The following is an 18,542-nucleotide window of genomic DNA, read 5'->3' as shown; positions in this document are numbered from 1 at the left end:
GTCAGTTAAGACTGACGGTAATGATCGAATTGGTATTGCATTTCGTTGTTACGCATTTCGCCTAAAAAGAAACGACGAACGTTAGCTTTGAGGTAGGTCAGCCCCATGGTAAAGAAACCATCTTGCTCTAAACGACGTGGGTCGAACCAGAAGCTGATTGGTAGCATGCGATAGCGCCAGATTTGAGCGGCACGGCGTACGTAATCACAGTCTTCGCACAGCACAATGTCTTCATCGAAACCGCCAATATCGGCGTGAGCGCGTTTAGTCGAGAAAATGCAAGCGCCGACCGCTGTTGGGAAGAAAAACGATGTTGCCCAAAGCCCAGCATTGAAAGCACCGTAGCCTAAGCGGTAGGTCAGCGATAAGCTTTCTGCGCCCATATAAACACCTGCGACTTCGAGCTTACTTTTTTCTAGCTTGTGCAACGCTTCGGTTAAGAAAGTGGGGCTTAGGCGAACGTCAGCATCAAGGAATAACAAACGTTCGTGCTTAGCGAGTTTTGCTCCTGTGTTACGGCCTAAGCTGGTACCACGCTGTTCCATTTTATGAACGGTGAGATCGGGTAAGGCATTGTCAAAGCCTTGGGCGATTGCACGGGTGTTATCGTCACTGTTGGAGTCAACCACAATGACTTCAAAGTGCTGGTGGGTTTGCTTGCTGAGATCGTCCAGTAGACGACCAATGCGTTTTTCTTCGTTGAGGGTGATAACAACAATACTGATAGGGTTCATAACATACTCCTAAAGTGACCGAGTTAAGGAAGGGAGTGTCCGGTCGATTTAGGAGTAGTTTGAACCCTGTGGTTTGAATAAGACGTGAGGGCTTAATTCATTTTCCGTTCACTATTCACTTTCGCTATCTGTTGTCTGAAGTGTGAATCACGAAAGTGAATGTGAAAGGATTAGGTGTTGCGTTATGACTTGTCTCGCGCTGACTTGAGGCGGAAATCATCGGTGGCAATGACCCATGCCGGTTTGTTGATGAACTTCGCTAGTATGAAAGCAGGGATACTACAAAGCAGCAATGGAATCGCTTCCGTGATGAAATTGGCTGCCATAGCATCTTCGTGTGTCATGTAATTAAGCATGGCGAGTATAGAAAATAGCGTGCCGATCACCGCCATGACCGACAGAATAATTACCCCTAGCCCTAAGATATCGCGTAGGTAAATTTTGGATGCGCTCACGGTTTACGTCCCTCGTATGTCGTGAAGTGTAGAAAAAGTGTTCGCATCAACTATACGCCTAGTTTAATAACCTATTTTGATATATGTCATACAAATCAAATTGTGCCATTACGAATTAAATATTGCTTTTAATCTAAGATGGTCCCATTTCCTTGTTCGGCACAGCCGATGATCCAGTAGGGCTCTTGTTGAGCATCAAAGTCCGCCAGTACAGCTGCGAGATGCTCTTGGGCAACTGAAAAGAGTAATCCACCTGACGTTTCAGGGCCGAAGTAGAGTAGGGCATTCTCAGCGCTTTGACCGTCAAGGTGTAGTTGTGCTTGGTAGGCTTGTTGATTGCGCCTTGCTGCACAAGGGATCACACCTTGGTCAAAGTAGGCTTGCACTTCGGGTAATAATGGTAATTGCGCGGAGTGAAGACGTAGTGCCACTTGGCTCTTTTCTGCCATTTCGTGAGCATGGCCTAGCAAAGAGTAACCAGTGACATCGGTGCAGGCTTTGATTGGGTGACGAGCTAAGATTTCTGCGGCTGCTTTATTTAGCTTTTTCATGCTGTGAGTGGCAGCTGCTAGTGCTTCTTGGCTGGCATGCCCTTTTTTATGGGCGTGGGTGACAAAGCCAGTGCCTAGTGGTTTGGTAAGGATCAACATATCGCCAATCTTAACATCCGCTTTGGTGAGCACTTTTTCCGGATGAGTCATCCCCATTACAGATAGTCCGAATTTGGGTTCGCTGTCTTCGACGGTATGACCGCCAACTAATACCGCGCCAGCTTCACGGACTTTTTCAGCACCGCCTTTAAGGATTTGCCCGACCGCCTCTTGAGGTAGATCTTGTGGAACACAAAAGATATTCATCGCAAGTGTTGCTCTACCGCCCATGGCGTAAACATCACTTAATGCATTGGCAGCAGCAATGGCGCCAAAGTCGTACGGGTCATCCACAACTGGGGTAAAAAAGTCCAACGTTTGGATCACAGCCACGTCGTCGTTAACTTTATAGACCGCTGCATCATCGCTGACGCTTAAGCCCACCATTAAATTGGGTGACGCCTCTGCGGGAAACATGGGGGCGATAGCGCCAAGTACTTCGGCCATTTTTTGAGGACCGATTTTAGCCGCGCAGCCACCTTTGGCGCTTAATTGAGTCAGAGCTGGTGTTTGAGAGTGTGTCTTCAGTGTGGTGGTGTCCGTCATAGCAAAGTCCTGCGTCTCGTCATAAACGAGAGAAGTGTAAATGTAGTGAAAATGGGGTTGAGCAGAGGTTGGTATTCAAGTTTTGATGTTTCAGCAAGGGTGTTGAGGGGGTAATACTAGCAGTGAGTTTTTTTGCTCACTGCTAGTGGTTTAGCCTTATTTACCAATACGTACCGTTCGGTAATAGAGGTATTTAGACAGGGCTAGGCGCGTAGGCTTTTAATACTTGGCGATCGTTATCAACCCGTTTGATCCAGCCATCGGATTCCATCCGGTTCAGTAGTGGGATCATGTATTTACGCGATAAGCCTGTTCTGTCTTTGGCATCTGAGATACCAAATTTTTCATCGACAGCCCATCCCGTCATCACATCGGCGACCAGTTGTTCGTATAGGGCTTTTTCGTAGTAAATCTTACCCTCTAACGGTACTGCAAATCCTTGGCGAACTAGGTTGCGTAGCTCTTTTTGCGCGCCCGGGATCTTCTCTTTCTCTGCCTCGTAGCCTTGCTTACCTGCTTGGCTCATTCGCGATAAAATTTGCTTCGCGATAGGCGACAGTTGGGCTTCGCTGCGACCGTTGCCAAGCGAGTAAAGATCTCCGTCTTGGCGAAGCTTGCCATCGCTACCATAGAGCGCTAATAGCGCTGATAAGGTTTCGACAGGGAGCTGTAATTTACCGCTTAGCTCGTTAGCGGAAAGGTCGATGTTTTCTTGATTAAAGATGGTTTCTAGCTGGCTGTAAGTGTTGTCGTAGAATTCTTCGGTAAACAACCATTCGCCACTGGATTTGTAACCAAATTCATCAAGCTGATGCTCGTTACGTTTGGCATAACCGTACAGTGCCATGTTGATCATCACATAGTCTTCCCATGAAGGATGATCTGGCATAGCCGTTAACAGCTCGTAAAGCTTGGTACGGTGTTGTTTCTCAACTTCGCCACACCAAACAATGGCACCACAATTCAGGATTTGGCTACCACCGTGCTGAATTAATAGCGCTCGTTGATTCCAAAAACAACAAGCGGGTTCGTTAAGTCGCAACCGCGCTAAGTTCGTGCCTTTGAATACAAAGATCTTCGCCAGTGTATTGAAGGTACCAAATGCCACTTCGATTTCGCTGTTGTTACGACACTTGTTTTTAAACAACAAGCTATCAAGGCGAATGATCATGTCGTTGGTGGTAAAGCCTGCTTGCGGTGTCGTGGTTAAGCAAAAACCGCGTTGGACATCTTTTTTCTTAACCCCTTTTAGGGCAATGGCAACCCGCGATACCGCTTCGGCTGTTTTGATGTTCTGGTGGTAAGACTGCAAGCTTTTTACTTGCACGCGTTCGCCAGATGGTTGCAATACCAGTTTTTGCCCCACTTCAAACTCACCGCCACACAAGCTACCCGTTACCGTGGTGCCCATGCCGTTAACAGTAAACACACGATCTATATAAAGGTGCGCTTGTTGTTGGCGAGGGTGCGTTTCCGATGGGGTATAGCGATCTAGTTTTTGGCAAATGTGGTGGCGTAGGGTATCAATCCCTTTTTGCTGGTGGGCAGATACCACGATGGAATCAGGAATAAAGCCTGCGATATCTAAGAACTGCTCTAGCGCTTCTTCTTCGACGATAGAAATCATGTCTTGGTCGACTAAATCAGACTTGGTGATCACCAAGGTGACATTTTCGATCCCCATAGAGGCAATAACCTTGAGGTGATCTGTCGACATTTGCATCCAGCCTTCATCGGCAGCCACTACAAACAGCACCATGTCGAGGCTCCACACCCCAGCTACCATGTTGCGTAGAAAGCGCTCGTGCCCAGGGACGTCAATCACACCAATCGGTGTACCGTCTTGGTGTTTGAAGAAGGCAAAACCTAAATCTATGGTCATGCCGCGCTTCTTTTCTTGCGGCAAGTGAGCGGTATCAATCCCAGTTAAGGCTTTAATAAGAGCAGATTTACCGTGATCGACGTGTCCGGCTGTTCCTACTACATAACTCATTGCAGCACCTCCGCAAGTTGGCGGCGTAGATAATCAATTTCAGCATCATCTATGGTTGCCATGTTTAGCTGAACTTTATCGTGTTTGATCACGCCAATGACAGGTAGTGGCCAGCTGCGCATTATTTTCAGTACTTTCTCAGCAGAGCGCTGCAATTTTTGATCTTGCGGATAGAGCTCTACTGACCACGATGGTGTGGTTTGGTCGGGCAGTGAACCGCCGCCTACGGTCATTTCTGAGCGTACGACTTGAATTTGTTCGCCAAAGCCTTCTGCCAGCTGTTCGGCACGGTGCTGCAAACTTTGTTCTGCTGCTGTGCTGCGGTATTCGGCAACACCTTGTCCGCTTTCAAGCTGGTTAAGTTTGCGTACTGCTAATTCTTCGATTAACGAGTAAACAATGCGACTAGGGCGGAATGCACGCATCATCGGGTTCTTCTCAAGGCGTTTGATGAGATCTTGTTTACCTGTGATCAAACCTGCTTGTGGTCCGCCTAAGATTTTATCGCCAGAGAAACACACAATGTCTGCACCTGCGTGGATGTAACTGGTAACGGTTGGTTCGTCTGGCATGTTCTCTGTTGTGGTGCCAGAGCCTTGGTCAACCGCCAGAACCACATGATCGGGCAGATTTTTTGCCAATTCTTTGATATCTGCCGATTTGGTAAAGCCGCGAATTTTGAAATTCGAGGTATGGATGATCATCACCATTGCAGTGTCTTCGGTGATGGCATCTAAATAATCTTGGGTGGTGGTGATATTGGTGGTGCCCACTTCAACCAGTTTGGCACCCGAGAGGGCAAGAATATCAGGGATGCGGAAGCCACCACCGATTTGAATCTGCTCACCGCGTGACACAATCACCTCTTTACCTTGCGCCAACTCGTGCAGCATAAGGTAAATAGAAGAGGCGTTATTGTTCACCACTAGGGTATCTTCACCATCAACCAGCTGGGTCATGAGCTCGGTGATAATGCCTTTGCGCTTACCACGCTTACCTGTGTGGAGGTCGATCTCAAGGTTGTTGTAGTGGGTATTGACGTCGCCCACGCTCTGCCATAGCTCGGCATTAATAGGAGAACGGCCTAAATTGGTGTGAACAATCACTCCGGTTCCGTTTACAACACGTTGTAAACGTTGTTGATGCATCTGCCAACAAGCGTTATTTATATTTTTATAAAGTTGGTCGAGAGAAAACGAAGTATTATTTTGTTCGCTTAAAATTTGTTTTTTAAAGCGACTAACTTGATCTCGAATAATATTTGTCACTATAGGTCGACTAAGTCGCTCAATATAGGGAGAAATAAATGCTTGCTGCAGGATTTTTTCAATTTGGGGGATGGAAGATAAGGTACTTACAGTCATATAAAGCCTCAGTAATGACTAAGTTATTGTAGACTGTCATCAAATTTTCAAGTGAACTTATTCTGACTGCCTATTTAATACTTTTCCAGTGTGAGGGAATTGTTAACGGGGTAGAAAGATGAAGCCAATATGACAATGCTTAAGAGAAGTCATACCGCCATTAACATTACTTTTCCTACTGCTTGCTATTAGATTTGCTAATCAATAGGAGGAATATTATACAAGGCACTGAGTAATTTGGCGGAAGGAGCAGGAATCGAACCTACCAAAGCCTATTCAGCTTACATCGGTTTTGAAGACCGAGAGGGCCACCAGACCCCATCCACTTCCGCGTTTTGATGAGTCAATATAACCATGATTTTTAATGACTTAAAACTGTTTTACCTAGGTTTTGTGATATCTTTTGCAAACTCAAAATTTTATGCAACTTATATCTTAATAAGTTACCTAGTTAACGTTTTTTCATATCAGAACGCGCTAGTAGCGTTGCGTATGACACTCTATAGGTGTGGGTGACAGCCAAAATGACACCGAATAAGCATTAGAAAAACTCACTTATGTTGCTGAATTATTAAATTGCCATTTCTATTAACAATATTGATAACAATCATAGTGTTTTCTTAACTTGTAGTGGTTTATTTTGAGCGATAGGTAGAGTTTTATTAAATTGGTTGCGGATGATTCCCCGTATCAGATTTAGATCACAATAAATAATCTGTTGCTACATATAATCAAATCATCTCGAGATTAACGTTAAATGAAATATAAAATCGCTCTCTATAACTTAGTTATAGTTAATAAATTTAAGTTTTGGCTTTATTTAAAGTATATAAACCTTTGAACTTAGTTGTCGGTTTTATTTATTGTCAGCAATAGCGTTAAGGCTTTTAAGTAAGCTTAGTCAACACTGAGTTTAGTTAAAGGCTATTAACTACCAAGCTAAGTGAAAGGTAAGTAGTAGCTGCTAATAGCTTAGGTTTAACACAGTAAGGTGTTGAATGTGAGGTGTTAGTGACAGTTTGTTTAGCATTTACCTGTGTAGAGCAGGCAAGAAAAGCAAACTGTATGGGTACTAGATAGGGTACGAAGTGCTAAACCAAGAGATTGAGTTTAGTGACAACGTCACTATTTGGTAAGGAACGCAGCAGGAATCGTTTTTCGAGATTCGTGCGCTTACTGTCCACTGTAAAGGATCTAGAGATGACAGAAGAAGTACGTCTGACTCAGATGACCAAAAAAGCTGGGTGAGCAGCGAAAATTGGCCCTAAGGCCATGACGCAGGTTCTGCAGTCAATTACCCCCCTATTTCCCGAACAAGCGTACCCCGATCTTTTGGTTGGGCTGACGGTAAGTGATGATGCTGCCGTCTATAAGATCAACGACGATGTTGCCGTTATTCAAACATTGGATTTCTTTACTCCAATTGTTGATGACCCGTACGACTTTGGTGCCATTGCTGCTGCGAATGCATTAAGCGATGTTTACGCCATGGGCGGACAAGTAACATTGGCGATGAATATATTTTGTGTACCAGCGGATCTTCCTCAGGAAGTGGTTGGCCAAATCCTCAAAGGTGGTGCGGAGAAAGTCCGTGAAGCTGGCGCGGTATTGGTTGGCGGCCACACAGTGGAAGACAGCGAGCCAAAATTTGGCTTGTCTGTAATGGGCACAATCTCCCCTTCTAAAGTTCAGACAAAAGCAGCGGTAAAAAGCGGTGACGTATTGATCCTGACTAAGCCAATCGGCACAGGTTTGGTATCAACAGCAGCGAAACGCGGTAAAGCTTCAGCCGAGGCGATCAAAGCATCGACCGACAGCATGAAGAAACTGAACCGTAAAGCGGCTGAAATTTTTGCGAAATACCCGGTAAGAGCATGTACCGATGTGACTGGTTACTCGCTATTGGGCCACGCCCATGAAATGGCAGAGAAAAGTCAGATTTGCATGCACTTCAAGGCTGAGCAAGTTCCGTTTTTACCAGAAGCTGAAGACTACGCCGCGCAAGGATTATTCCCTGGCGGTGCGAAACGAAACCTTGATGCTTATCGTCAAGATATCGAATTCGATCCGTCTTTAGCTGAAAGCTGGCATCGCAAGCTATGTTGCCCTGAAACCTCAGGTGGCTTACTTGCAGCTGTGCCTGCTGATTGTCTGGATGCGTTATTAACTGAATTTAGCATCAATGAGGAACCTTGTTGGGTTGTCGGGTTTGCTGAAGAAGGCGCAGGTCTTCGTGTTAGTTAACCTAACTTCATAATTATAAGTGGCTCGGATTTCTGGGTCACTTAGCTAAATCGTTATCTCTTCAGGGCTCAAGCCCACACAGACGCTTGTTTGGAGAAAAAATGAAACTCGAACTAGGCAATATCCATGTTCGCGATCTGGCCTTTGGCTCAGTGAGCGAAGTAAAAGAAAACACTGTGGTGATCGATAAGCAAGCCTTAACTGGCTACTTGTCAGAATTGGATCACCGTATCCGCTCTCTTGAACTTTCAATTGCAAAACCTGGCGACAGCATTCGCATCATGCCAGTTAAAGATGCGATTGAACCTCGCGTGAAAGTGAGCGGTGGCGGTAGCATCTTCCCAGGACGTCACTTAGGTGAAGAGTCTATGGTTGGTGAAGGTCGTACCCATGTACTTAAAGGTATGGCTGTTATCACAACTGGTGAAGTTGTTGGTTTCCAAGAAGGTATTTTGGACATGAGCGGCCCAGGCGCAGACTACACGCCGTTCTCTTCAACCATGAACCTTGTTATCCAGTGTGAAGTGGATGAGAGTTGTGACCAATACGATCACGAAGGTGTACTTCGTTTGGTTGGCTTGGAAGCGGGTCGTTGGATTGGTAAGTTGGCTGCGGATGTAGAACCAGACGAGATCCATACTTACGAAACTAAACCTTTGCTTGAGCAAGCTGCTGAGTATCCAAACCTACCAAAAGTAGGCTATGTGTACATGCTGCAAAGCCAAGGCCTTCTACACGATACGTACTGCTACGGTGTAGACGTGAAAGGTATGCTGCCAACACCTCTTTACCCAACAGAAGTCATGGACGGTGCAATCATCAGTGGTAACTGTGTGTCTGCGTGTGATAAGAACACCAGCTTTGTTCACCAGAACAGCCCAGTTATTTACGACCTATACCGTCACCACGGTTCGAAGTACAACTTCATGGGGGTAATTGTTACTAACGAAAACGTTACTCTTCGTGATAAAGAACGTTCTTCTAACTACGTTGTTAAGCTTGCTAAGCAAATGGGCTGGGAAGCGGCAATCGTGAGTGAGGAAGGCTTCGGTAACCCAGATGCTGACCTTATGATGAACTGTGCCAAGCTAGAAGCGGCTGGCATCAAGACTGTATTGCTAACTGATGAATACGCTGGTCAAAACGGTGAAAGCCAATCGCTAGCTGATTCTCATAAGAGTGCAGATGCCGTTGTAACAAACGGTAACGCAAACCAGCTAATCACCCTTCCTGCAATGGACAAAGTGATCGGTCATGACCGTTACGCTGACATGGTTGCGGGTGGTTTCCAAGGCAGCTTGCACGAAGATGGCTCTATCACGGTTGAACTTCAAGCTATTCTTAGCGCAACCAGTGAACTTGGATACCATAACCTGACCACTAAAGCGAGCTAAGCGAGGATACTCACATGACATTGAAAGTCGTTTACTATTTGAACCAGTTCTTCGCTCAGAAAGGTGGCGAAGAAATGGCACACATTCCAATGGAAGTGACCGAGGGCACCATCGGTGTTGGTACTCAGGTTAACACCATGCTGGGTGAAAAAGCTGAAGTTACGCACACTATTGTTTGTGGTGACTCATACTTCAACGAAAATGAAAGCTTGTGTTGCCATAGCTTGCAAGAGATCCTAGCGCAGATCAAACCAGATCTAGTGGTAGCAGGCCCTGCATTTAACGCCGGTCGTTACGGTATGGCTTGTGGTACGGTAGCAAAAGTGGCTCACGAAATGGGCATCACTACTATCACTGGTATGTATCCTGAAAACCCTGGTTACGAGCTATTCCGTCAGTACGCTTACATGGTTGAAACTGGTAACAGTGCAGCAAGCATGCGTAAAGCGATCCCTGCAATGGTTAAGTTAATTGACCGTTACATCGATACTGATGGCGAACCAGGATACCCAGAAGAAGCGGGCTACATGCCTCGCGGTATTCGCCTAAACTTCTTCGCTGAAAAACGTGGTGCAGAGCGTGCAGTTGACTTGTTGATTGCTAAGCTTGCGGGTTCTGAGTTTACTACAGAATACCCAATGCCAGCGTTTGACCGTGTTGAACCACAACCACCAGTAGAAATGATGAGCACAGCTAAGATTGCGCTTGTTACTTCAGGCGGTGTTGTTCCTAAAGGCAACCCAGACCACATCGAATCATCAAGTGCTTCTAAGTACGGTGAGTACAGCATTGCTGGTCTTGAAACGCTAACGGCGGAGACTCATGAAACAGCTCACGGCGGATACGACCCAGTTGCTTGTAACCAAGACCCTAACCGCGTTCTACCAGTCGACGTGTTGCGTGACATGGAAAGAGAAGGCGTTATCGGTGGATTGCACGACATGTTCTACACCACGGTCGGTAACGGTACGGCGGTTGCGAAGGCGAAAGAATACGGCGCAGAGATTGCGATGAAACTGCAAAAAGCAGGGGTTACCGCAGCTATCTTTACTTCCACTTGAGGCACTTGTACCCGTTGCGGCGCAACGATGCTAAAAGAAATCGAAAAAGTAATGCCTGTAGTTCACGTACTTACAGTAGTGCCAATCTCTAAAACAGTTGGTGCAAACCGTATTGTTCCTGCGATTGCGATCCCTCACCCATTGGGCGATCCAAAAATGCAGCCTAAAGAAGAGAAATACGCTCGTCGTCAATTAGTTGAAAAAGCACTTAACGCGCTTCAAACTAAGATCACAGAGCAAACTGTTTTCTAATTTGGCTTACTAAGCAGTAAACAATGATTCAAAAGCCAGTTGAGCAATCAACTGGCTTTTTTATATTTTCACTTCCTGTAAGCAGTAAGCAGTAAGCAGTAAGCAATGAGGGAAGACAGGCGAGGGGAGAAGAATGGCAGTAAATAGAAAACGCCGCTGATAGCTAAGCTTATCAGCGGCGTTTTATTTATTGGTCTAGCGTATTAATAAATAATAAATGTTGATTGGTTTTATTCTAAGCCAAGGCGTATTTAAACCCTAACGATGCCAAACAAGAGAGAATAAGCTGTTTGTCGATTAAACGAAAGTCGTTAGCGGCTCTTGCCGGGAACTTGGTTTCGATGTCTTCTGGCGAGAAGGTTAAAATGTCTGAATTTGACTTACATAATAGCTGGTAGCGTTCGATAGCTTGTTCGATAGTATTTAATGACTCCATATCAAGTGTGTCATTTTGATTATAGATAATGATACTTCGGTATGGGGTTTCGTGAGGTTTTACACTTCCGGCCAATGGGTGGGAAATAATCTCACTGCCAGCGTGCACTTTATTACGAGTGGTGGTTAAAACACTATTCACGTTCGGCTGATGGTTGATGTTAATTTCTGTGTGCAGAGCGGAAATGTTTGGGTTGTTTGTAATAATTTCTAGTTTATCGAATCTCATGGTATTACCTTTGGCAAACAGGGTGCGCAGGAAGATATCATCAAATTATAGACCTAAATAAATCCATATAATACCGAGCATCTCCTGTTTTGATATGTTTACTGGCAAATAATTAATACCATTAAAAACGCAATATGCAGATGAATATAAGGTGCGGTCTCTACCATTATGTAAGTAATTATTTATTATGATTTATATTTAATACCGACTGGCATGCTATATGTGAAATAGGGATTTATAGCAATAATATAGGAATATTATGACGGTAAATAAGAGTAGAACGCTAACGAAGATATAAGTGGATAGATCCAGAAATAAAGGCATGTAAAGACGGTAGCAAAGTAGAGCACCATGCATACATTGGAAATGTTGACTAAAAACAGCGGTTTAAAATAGCTTGGTTAAGGTGGCCGTTCACCTAGTGTCTCTACCTGCACGCCCATGCGAGAGAATGCCTTGTTTTGAGTGAGGTTTTATGACGAATTAAATTCTGTTCGCTTTGGCTTGTTGTGGTTGTTGTTTTATAGCGAACATGGTGCGAGGGGAGCAAAGAGAAGATGTCAAAGAAAAGCCGCATAGCGAGGCTATACGGCTTTGGTTTTCCTTGGAAAGGCTGTAGTTATTATATCGTGCTACGGCTTAGCCGTAGCACGAGTATCGATTATGACGCTGTTTGTGCTTTGTCTGTGTCGACTGGTGTCTCCACATCCGCTTCAATAAGTTTGTTAAGACGCGGTGCCAAGAATACACACACCACACCAACAACCGCAGAGGCAATAGCTAGCATGTAGAAGTAGCTACCGTATGACGCTAAGCTCTCAACAGGTGTCATTTCCACATCACCGCTTGACGACAAGCCTGCCACCCAAGCACCGGCTACTGATGCTAATGCTAGGGTCATGTTCCACGCACCGTAGATGAAACCACGAATACGGCTTGGGAACAGTTTGGCAATCGCAGATAGACCCAGTGCAGAGATCAATAGCTCACCAATCGCGAACAAGAAGTGAGGCGCTGCAATCCAGAATGGGCTTAGCATGCCGTTCTCGTCACCAAAGTATTGGGAGAAGCCTGCACAAGCGAATGCTGCCGCACAGATCAACATCCCTAGCGCAAACTTACCAGGCATGGACAAGTCTTTTCCTTTCTCACCTAACGTAGTGTAGATATGAGCAAGGATAGGGCTTAGGAAGATAACCCACATAGGGTTGAGCGATTGGTAAGACACAGGGTTAACTGGAATACCGAAAATCTCAGGCTCTATGTTGTTGATAGCGAAGAAGTTAAGTGATGTTGGCATTTGGTTGTAAAGCACGAAGAACGCCAGTGCTTGTACCATTAATACCAAACCTACTACCATGCGTTTGCGGCTGATTGGCTCTTCTTTTTTCATCTCTTTCATGATGAGGAACAGAATAACCAAGGCTGCAAAGCCCAATACTGCTTGTGCTAATGGCAAGTTAGTTAGTAGGTAACTTGCTGTCGCAATAGTCAGCAAAGTACCCACCAAGAAGATACCATTGGTTTTAACCGGTACAGGTTGCATGTCTGCTTCGGTTGCATCCTTGATTTTCTTATTGAACATCAAGTACGTCACCACGTTGACTGTCATACCTACGGCCGACAAGATAAACGCTGAAGTCCAACCAATGCTGTACGCCATGATAGGGGCGCCTAGTTGCGCTAAGAATGCACCAATGTTGTTAACCATGTAGAACAAGGTGTAAGCACCATCTAGGCGTGGATCGTCTTTATCATAAGACGCAGCAATAATGGTTGGTGGCGCCACACTACCAATACCGCGACCCACAGCGACTGTACCCAAACCAATGAATACAAAGTGCGGTTGAGCTGTAATTGCCGAGTAAGCAATGATGAAGTAGCCCAGACCTTGGAAGAAGTAACCCCATACCAAGGTACGTTTCGCCCCTAAGACCTTATCGGCTAACCAGCCACCGATAAACAGAATCGCTGCACCTAAGGCAGCGAATGCGCCAAAGGTAGCAAAAGACGTTTTCTGATCGATCCCAAGTTCATCACCTAAAAATACTGGCAAGATTGCCCATAGGCTGTAGAAAGATAGCGCCCACCAGAATTGGCAAGTACATAGGATATAAAAGGTCAACGGATGACGTTTTTTCATGACTAAGTCTCCCCTAGCGCTGGATTAGAGCGCTTTTGCGTAGAAGGCTTTGTAAGCCCGGTAAAGTTCATAGATGTCGAACTTAGACGCAAGCTCGAATGGAGAGTGCATAGACAGAATTGCTGCCCCTGCATCAATGGTGTTGATACCGTAATGCGCTAAGTATTTAGCCACAGTACCGCCGCCACCTTCGTCTACTTTACCTAGCAGACCGGTTTGCCAGCTGATTTCATGTTCGTCGAAGATACGACGTAGTGATGCAACGTACTCAGCATCAGCATCGTTTGAAGCCACTTTACCGCCATGACCTGTGTATTTGGTTAGCACTAAGCCATAGCCCAGTTTTGATGCGTTTTGTGCATCGTGAACTGATTCAAACAATGGGTTAAGACCCGCGTTAACGTCAGAAGATAGGGCGTAAGAGTTCCACAAGCAGCGACGAAGTAGCTGATCGTTGTAGTTAGCACCTGCTTGACGCAGTAGAAGTTCACCAGTGAAGAATTCAAGGTAACGAGACTCAAGACCGGTTGAACCCGTAGAGCCGATTTCTTCTTTATCAACCAAGAAGCACACCGCAGTTTGCTCTGGGGTATCAATATCTAAAATCGCTTCAAGTGAAGTGTAAGCACAAATACGGTCATCTTGGCCGTAAGCACCTACGATACCTTGGTCAATACCTACATCGCGAGCTTTACCTGCAGGCACAAGCATTAGCTCAGCAGAGATAAAGTCAGCTTCTGTGAAGTCGTATTTTTCGTGCAGCTTGGTCAGAATATGGTGCTTCACTTTGTTTTTGATCTTGTCATCGTCAAATTCCATTGGAATAGAACCAATGATGATTTGAAGCTCTTCACCTTTTAGTACTTCAGCAGCGTTGCGCTCGCGTTGTACTTTGCGATCAAGGTGAGGAAGGAGATCAGGAATTGTAAATACAGGGTCTTGTGGGTCTTCACCGATAGCAAGCTCGATAGTGCGGCCAGATTTGGTCACCACCACGCCATGCAAGGCTAGAGGACGAGAAGCCCATTGGTATTTTTTGATGCCACCGTAATAGTGGGTGCGCATTAACGCCAACTCACTTTTCTCATGAATTGGGTTTGGTTTGATATCTAATCGAGGGGAGTCGATGTGAGAAACAACATAGCGAATCCCTTCACTGATTGGACGTTGACCAACAACAGTTAACACTACGTTTTTGTTACGGTTGATAAAGTAAACTTTATCGCCAGCTTTTAATTCTGCAAATTCGTTAATAGGGCGGAAGCCGTGTTGTTCAGCTTGCTTAATTGATTCCTTAACGCATTGACGTTCTGTTTTGCCAATATCTAAGAAATGTTTGTATTTATCACAAAAATGCTCAATTGCCTCAACTTGGTCATCTTTGAGGTTTAGCCAGCCGTTTTTAAATTCCAGCGTTTCCATTCCATTACTCCAGATGTGTGTGTTGAATACTCGGCTGGAGATTATCATTCTATGTTATTGATGGTTTGTGAGAATGATCTTCTTATTAATATAAAATTTCCAAAATTATTGCCTTGTTAATTGAGTTTTTTGTAAATAAATAAACTAAAAAGTTACCAGTGAGAAGTTATCCTTGTTCTCAAGAGGGAAATACCATTTTTAATAAACTTGTAATCGAGGAGGGCGGAATACAAAGGCATGAAAGAAAATCTTATACAAATAAACTGACAATAATTAAATAAATTACATAAGCTATAGCTGTAAAAATAAGCTTTGAAAACTAGAGCGATAATTAATGAAATAAAGAAAAAATGCGCGCACTAGAATATCTAGTGCGAGAGATTATTTTTTCTAATCTTGTAAATGAAATGTTTTATTTGCAATATCTTGTTGACATAAAGCGTGATACAAAAATGAAAATAGTGGTATTTTCTTCTTATATAGAAAGCTTTGATGATTATAAGCGTCAATATTTCCTATATTAGCACAAAAATAAGCGTTTATATTTCATTTGGTTATATTGGCGTGGTTACATATGTCTTTTGGTTTGGTTTATTTATGATTTAAGTATCATATTTTTAGATGGTGAAAGATTTTGTACTGTAATTAGCTTTTGCTCACAAAAAAATAAACATTACTAATTATAATCACCTACAAGTTAAATGAATAAGCAGTTATATCTAGTTGTAAGATTAGTATCGGTATATTTAACTGCCCTCGTTCTAAATTCACAGCTCATTAATACATAGGTCTAATTAAACTTAGTGAGTTCTTTATTGCTGCTACCTAATGAGTGAAGCTGTCGAAATACTGATTTGTTTTAAATATGTCCTCTATATACCTGAAAGGGAATTGGGCATGTAGTCGTGAAATAGCAATCGGTGGAAAATATGTCAGAACTATACGATGTCATCATCATTGGTGGCGGTGCTGGTGGTATGTCAGCAGGGGTTTACGCCGCGCGCGGTAAAATGAAAACCCTAATCATTGAGGAAAAACGCAACACGGGTGGTCAAGCGGCAACGACCAGCGAAATGGAAAACTACCCAGGTATCTTGGAAGCGACAGGTCCTCAACTAATGGACATGTTCCGTGAGCACTGCGATAAGTTCGGAGTAGAGTTCGCTCGTGGTTTGGTGACTGATATTGCTATTGCTGAAGATGGCTTTATTAAAACGCTAACAACGAATAAAGGCGAAACTTTCCAAACGAAAAGCATCATCATTGGTACCGGTGCAACACCACGCATCTTAGGTATTAAAGGTGAGTCTGAATTCCGTGGTAAAGGTGTTTCTTACTGTGCAACCTGTGACGCAGACTTCTACGAAGAACTAGACGTAGTTGTAGTGGGTTCAGGTAACACTGCAGTTGAAGAGTCTGTGTTCCTTACTAAGTTTGTGAACAAAGTGACCATGGTTGTATTGCACGATCAAGGCGTACTAGATGCAGATCGCACAGCACAAGAGCAAGCTTTTGCTAACGATAAGATTGAGTTTGTATGGAACTCAGTAGTTGAAGAAATCACCGGTGATGAATTGGTGAACGGCGTTAAGCTGAAAAACCTAAAAACAGGTGAGATCAGTGAGCTAACTACTGATGGTGTATTCATGTTTGTTGGCACAGTGCCAAAAACAGATTTCGTGAAAGATATGGTTGCGCTAACACCGCAAGGTTATGTCATCACTAACGAGAAGCAAGAAACCAACGTACCAGGTATTTTTGCGGTAGGTGATGTTACCGACAAATTCCTTCGCCAAGTAGTGACGGCGGCAGGGGACGGTGCAGTAGCTGCGGTTGCGGCAGACCGTTACATCGAAGAAGAAGAGAACTGGCGTAAGTCAGTGGCAGAGTTCGGTGGCACCGCGATGGTGGCATTCTGGAACCCACTGAGCAAAGAAAGCTTAGATGTGATCAACCAACTTGAGCTGAACTGCAAAGAAAACCCAGAGCAGCGTGTTGTGACCATTGATACCTATAAGAGCCAGAATATTGCTAGCCGCTTCTCGGTTACCGATGTACCGGTAGTGATTCGATTTGACGCTGGGAAGGAAGCCAAGCGTGTAGACGTGAAGGATATCGCTGAATTAGAAACGCTGTATTAAGGGAAACACAATGATCGAATTGAATAAAGAAAATTTCGATGCGGAAGTGAAAGTAGACGGCATCGTGCTAGTGGATTTCTGGAGTGAAAGCTGCGGCCGTTGTATCGAACTAATGCCAGATGTAGTGAAGTTATCAGAACAATACGGTGAAAACGTGAAATTCTGCAAACTGAACATTCAGGGCAACCGTCGTCTAGCGATGGCACAGAAAGTAATGGGTCTTCCTTCTTTCGTGTTCTACCGCAATGGCGAGAAAATTGAACACCTTTCTGGCGAAGAGCTAGAGATTGAACATGTTGAAGGCATGATCAAAGACTTATCAGCACAGCCTGCATAAGTGTAAAAGAATTTGTTTTTAATGGGATTTCCCATTAGCGCAAATGGGTGAGTGATCACCAATAGTTAACCCTCATATCGCGTGCTTGCACAACGTATGAACGTAGTAATCTGTACCCTTGGAGTGAACAATGCTCAAAGATAAGAAAGTAGTTATCTTGGGAGACAGAGACGGTGTACCAGGACAAGCTATCGAAGCTTGTATCAAATCAGCTGGTGCGCATGTACTTTTCTCCACAACTGAGTGTTTCGTCTGAACCAGCGCAGGTGCTATGGATCTGGAAAACCAAAAGAGGATCAAAGGTTTTGCTGACGAGTTTGGCCCAGAGAATCTGGTAGTCGTACTTGGCGGTGCAGAAGCGGAAGCTTCTGGCCTAGCATGTGAAACCGTAACAAACGGCGATCCAACTTTTGCCGGACCATTAGCCGGAGTCCAGTTAGGACTCTCTTGTTATCATGTGGTTGAGCCGGAAATTAAAGACAATGTGGACCCTGCTATCTATGACGAGCAGGTAAGCATGATGGAAATGGTACTTGACGTCGATGCCATCGTGGCAGAGGTAAAAGAGTATCGTGAGCAATTTGGTAAGTATGTTTAATCGGGAGCAAGATTGTGTTCGCTAACAAAACAGTGATCATTCTTGGAGACCGCGATGGCGTACCTGGACAAGCTATTGAAGCTTGTATGAAAACGACAGGTGCTCACGTTGCTTTCTCTACTACAGAATGTTTCGTCTGAACAAGCGCTGGCGCAATGGACCTGGAAAACCAAAAGCGGATTAAAGCACTAGCCGATGAAAAAGGCGCTGAGAATCTAGTCGTGATTCTTGGTGGTGCAGAAGCTGAAGCTTCTGGCCTAGCGTGTGAAACTGTCACCACAGGTGATCCGACTTTTGCAGGACCATTGGCGGGAGTCCAGTTAGGACTCTCCTGTTATCACGTGGTTGAAGACGAAGTTAAAAATGCCGTCGATCCGGCTGTTTATGATGAGCAGGTTGGAATGATGGAAATGGTACTTGATGTCGATGCTATCAAAGCGGAAATGCAACAATACCGCAGCGAAACTGCATTAGCATAAGTATATCTCAATGCTGGTTCGGATCTGTTTATTACGGCGGGTTCGAACCTTTTATCCGGCTCGGA

At 44.6% G+C, this 18,542-nt stretch carries 15 protein-coding genes and 1 tRNA gene; 7 read left to right on the top strand and 9 right to left on the bottom strand.

Annotation, left to right across the window (positions count from 1 at the left end; genetic code table 11):
* Window positions 1–5: 5 nt before the first annotated feature.
* From A3K86_RS16255 to A3K86_RS22700, 6 genes are all read right to left on the bottom strand, one after another.
* On the bottom strand, window positions 6–734 hold the full coding sequence (locus A3K86_RS16255) for a glycosyltransferase (RefSeq protein WP_068333462.1): 729 nt from the start codon (window positions 732–734) through the stop codon (window positions 6–8).
* A 182-nt stretch (window positions 735–916) separates the two neighbouring features.
* On the bottom strand, window positions 917–1,189 hold the full coding sequence (locus A3K86_RS16250; RefSeq protein ID WP_068333459.1) for a D-fructose-6-phosphate amidotransferase: 273 nt from the start codon (window positions 1,187–1,189) through the stop codon (window positions 917–919).
* A gap of 128 nt (window positions 1,190–1,317) precedes the next feature.
* Window positions 1,318–2,385: a selenide, water dikinase SelD gene (selD, locus tag A3K86_RS16245; protein WP_084406655.1), complete on the bottom strand. Its 1,068-nt coding sequence runs from the start codon at window positions 2,383–2,385 to the stop codon at window positions 1,318–1,320.
* A gap of 193 nt (window positions 2,386–2,578) precedes the next feature.
* Window positions 2,579–4,378, bottom strand: a complete 1,800-nt coding sequence (gene selB / locus A3K86_RS16240) for a selenocysteine-specific translation elongation factor (RefSeq protein WP_068333456.1) — start codon at window positions 4,376–4,378, stop codon at window positions 2,579–2,581.
* A complete protein-coding gene (selA, locus tag A3K86_RS16235) occupies window positions 4,375–5,742 on the bottom strand; it encodes an L-seryl-tRNA(Sec) selenium transferase (protein ID WP_084406654.1) in 1,368 nt (455 codons plus the stop codon). Before selA ends, selB begins: the two co-directional genes overlap by 4 nt.
* 238 nt (window positions 5,743–5,980) lie before the next feature.
* Window positions 5,981–6,072, bottom strand: a tRNA-Sec gene (locus A3K86_RS22700).
* Between the two features lie 870 nt (window positions 6,073–6,942).
* On the opposite strand from A3K86_RS22700, the gene selD (A3K86_RS16230) reads away from it, so the two are divergent.
* From selD (A3K86_RS16230) to A3K86_RS16220, 3 genes are all read left to right on the top strand, one after another.
* On the top strand, window positions 6,943–7,986 hold the full coding sequence (gene selD, locus A3K86_RS16230) for a selenide, water dikinase SelD (RefSeq protein ID WP_084406653.1): 1,044 nt from the start codon (window positions 6,943–6,945) through the stop codon (window positions 7,984–7,986).
* A 101-nt stretch (window positions 7,987–8,087) separates the two neighbouring features.
* Window positions 8,088–9,380, top strand: a complete 1,293-nt coding sequence (locus A3K86_RS16225; protein WP_068333447.1) for a glycine/sarcosine/betaine reductase component B subunit — start codon at window positions 8,088–8,090, stop codon at window positions 9,378–9,380.
* Between the two features lie 14 nt (window positions 9,381–9,394).
* Complete coding sequence (locus tag A3K86_RS16220) at window positions 9,395–10,693, top strand: glycine/betaine/sarcosine/D-proline family reductase selenoprotein B (protein WP_084406652.1); 1,299 nt, start codon at window positions 9,395–9,397, stop codon at window positions 10,691–10,693.
* A 235-nt stretch (window positions 10,694–10,928) separates the two neighbouring features.
* On the opposite strand, the gene A3K86_RS16210 is transcribed toward A3K86_RS16220, so the two are convergent.
* The 3 genes from A3K86_RS16210 to A3K86_RS16200 form a co-directional block, all read right to left on the bottom strand.
* Complete coding sequence (locus A3K86_RS16210; protein ID WP_068333438.1) at window positions 10,929–11,357, bottom strand: GrdX family protein; 429 nt, start codon at window positions 11,355–11,357, stop codon at window positions 10,929–10,931.
* Between the two features lie 661 nt (window positions 11,358–12,018).
* The gene (locus A3K86_RS16205) at window positions 12,019–13,500 is read right to left on the bottom strand and encodes an oligopeptide:H+ symporter (protein ID WP_068333435.1); all 1,482 of its coding nucleotides are present in this window, start codon (window positions 13,498–13,500) and stop codon (window positions 12,019–12,021) included.
* 24 nt (window positions 13,501–13,524) lie between these two features.
* Window positions 13,525–14,922, bottom strand: a complete 1,398-nt coding sequence (locus A3K86_RS16200) for an aminopeptidase (protein WP_068333432.1) — start codon at window positions 14,920–14,922, stop codon at window positions 13,525–13,527.
* Between the two features lie 929 nt (window positions 14,923–15,851).
* Here A3K86_RS16200 and trxB point away from each other — a divergent pair.
* The 4 genes from trxB (at window position 15,852) to grdA (A3K86_RS16175) (ending at window position 18,477) form a co-directional block, all read left to right on the top strand.
* Window positions 15,852–17,063 (top strand): thioredoxin-disulfide reductase, encoded by a 1,212-nt coding sequence (gene trxB, locus A3K86_RS16195; RefSeq protein WP_068333429.1) that lies wholly within the window; start codon window positions 15,852–15,854, stop codon window positions 17,061–17,063.
* A gap of 10 nt (window positions 17,064–17,073) precedes the next feature.
* A complete protein-coding gene (gene trxA / locus A3K86_RS16190) occupies window positions 17,074–17,400 on the top strand; it encodes a thioredoxin TrxA (protein ID WP_068333424.1) in 327 nt (108 codons plus the stop codon).
* 130 nt (window positions 17,401–17,530) lie between these two features.
* The gene (gene grdA, locus A3K86_RS16180) at window positions 17,531–17,998 is read left to right on the top strand and encodes a glycine/sarcosine/betaine reductase complex selenoprotein A (protein WP_084406651.1); all 468 of its coding nucleotides are present in this window, start codon (window positions 17,531–17,533) and stop codon (window positions 17,996–17,998) included.
* 14 nt (window positions 17,999–18,012) lie between these two features.
* On the top strand, window positions 18,013–18,477 hold the full coding sequence (gene grdA / locus A3K86_RS16175) for a glycine/sarcosine/betaine reductase complex selenoprotein A (RefSeq protein WP_084406650.1): 465 nt from the start codon (window positions 18,013–18,015) through the stop codon (window positions 18,475–18,477).
* Window positions 18,478–18,542 lie beyond the last annotated feature (65 nt).

Source organism: Photobacterium jeanii, from assembly GCF_001650345.1.
Taxonomy (GTDB): domain Bacteria; phylum Pseudomonadota; class Gammaproteobacteria; order Enterobacterales; family Vibrionaceae; genus Photobacterium; species Photobacterium jeanii.
Note: the sequence above shows the minus strand (reverse complement) of the source record. Positions and strands in the feature narration are given on the sequence as shown.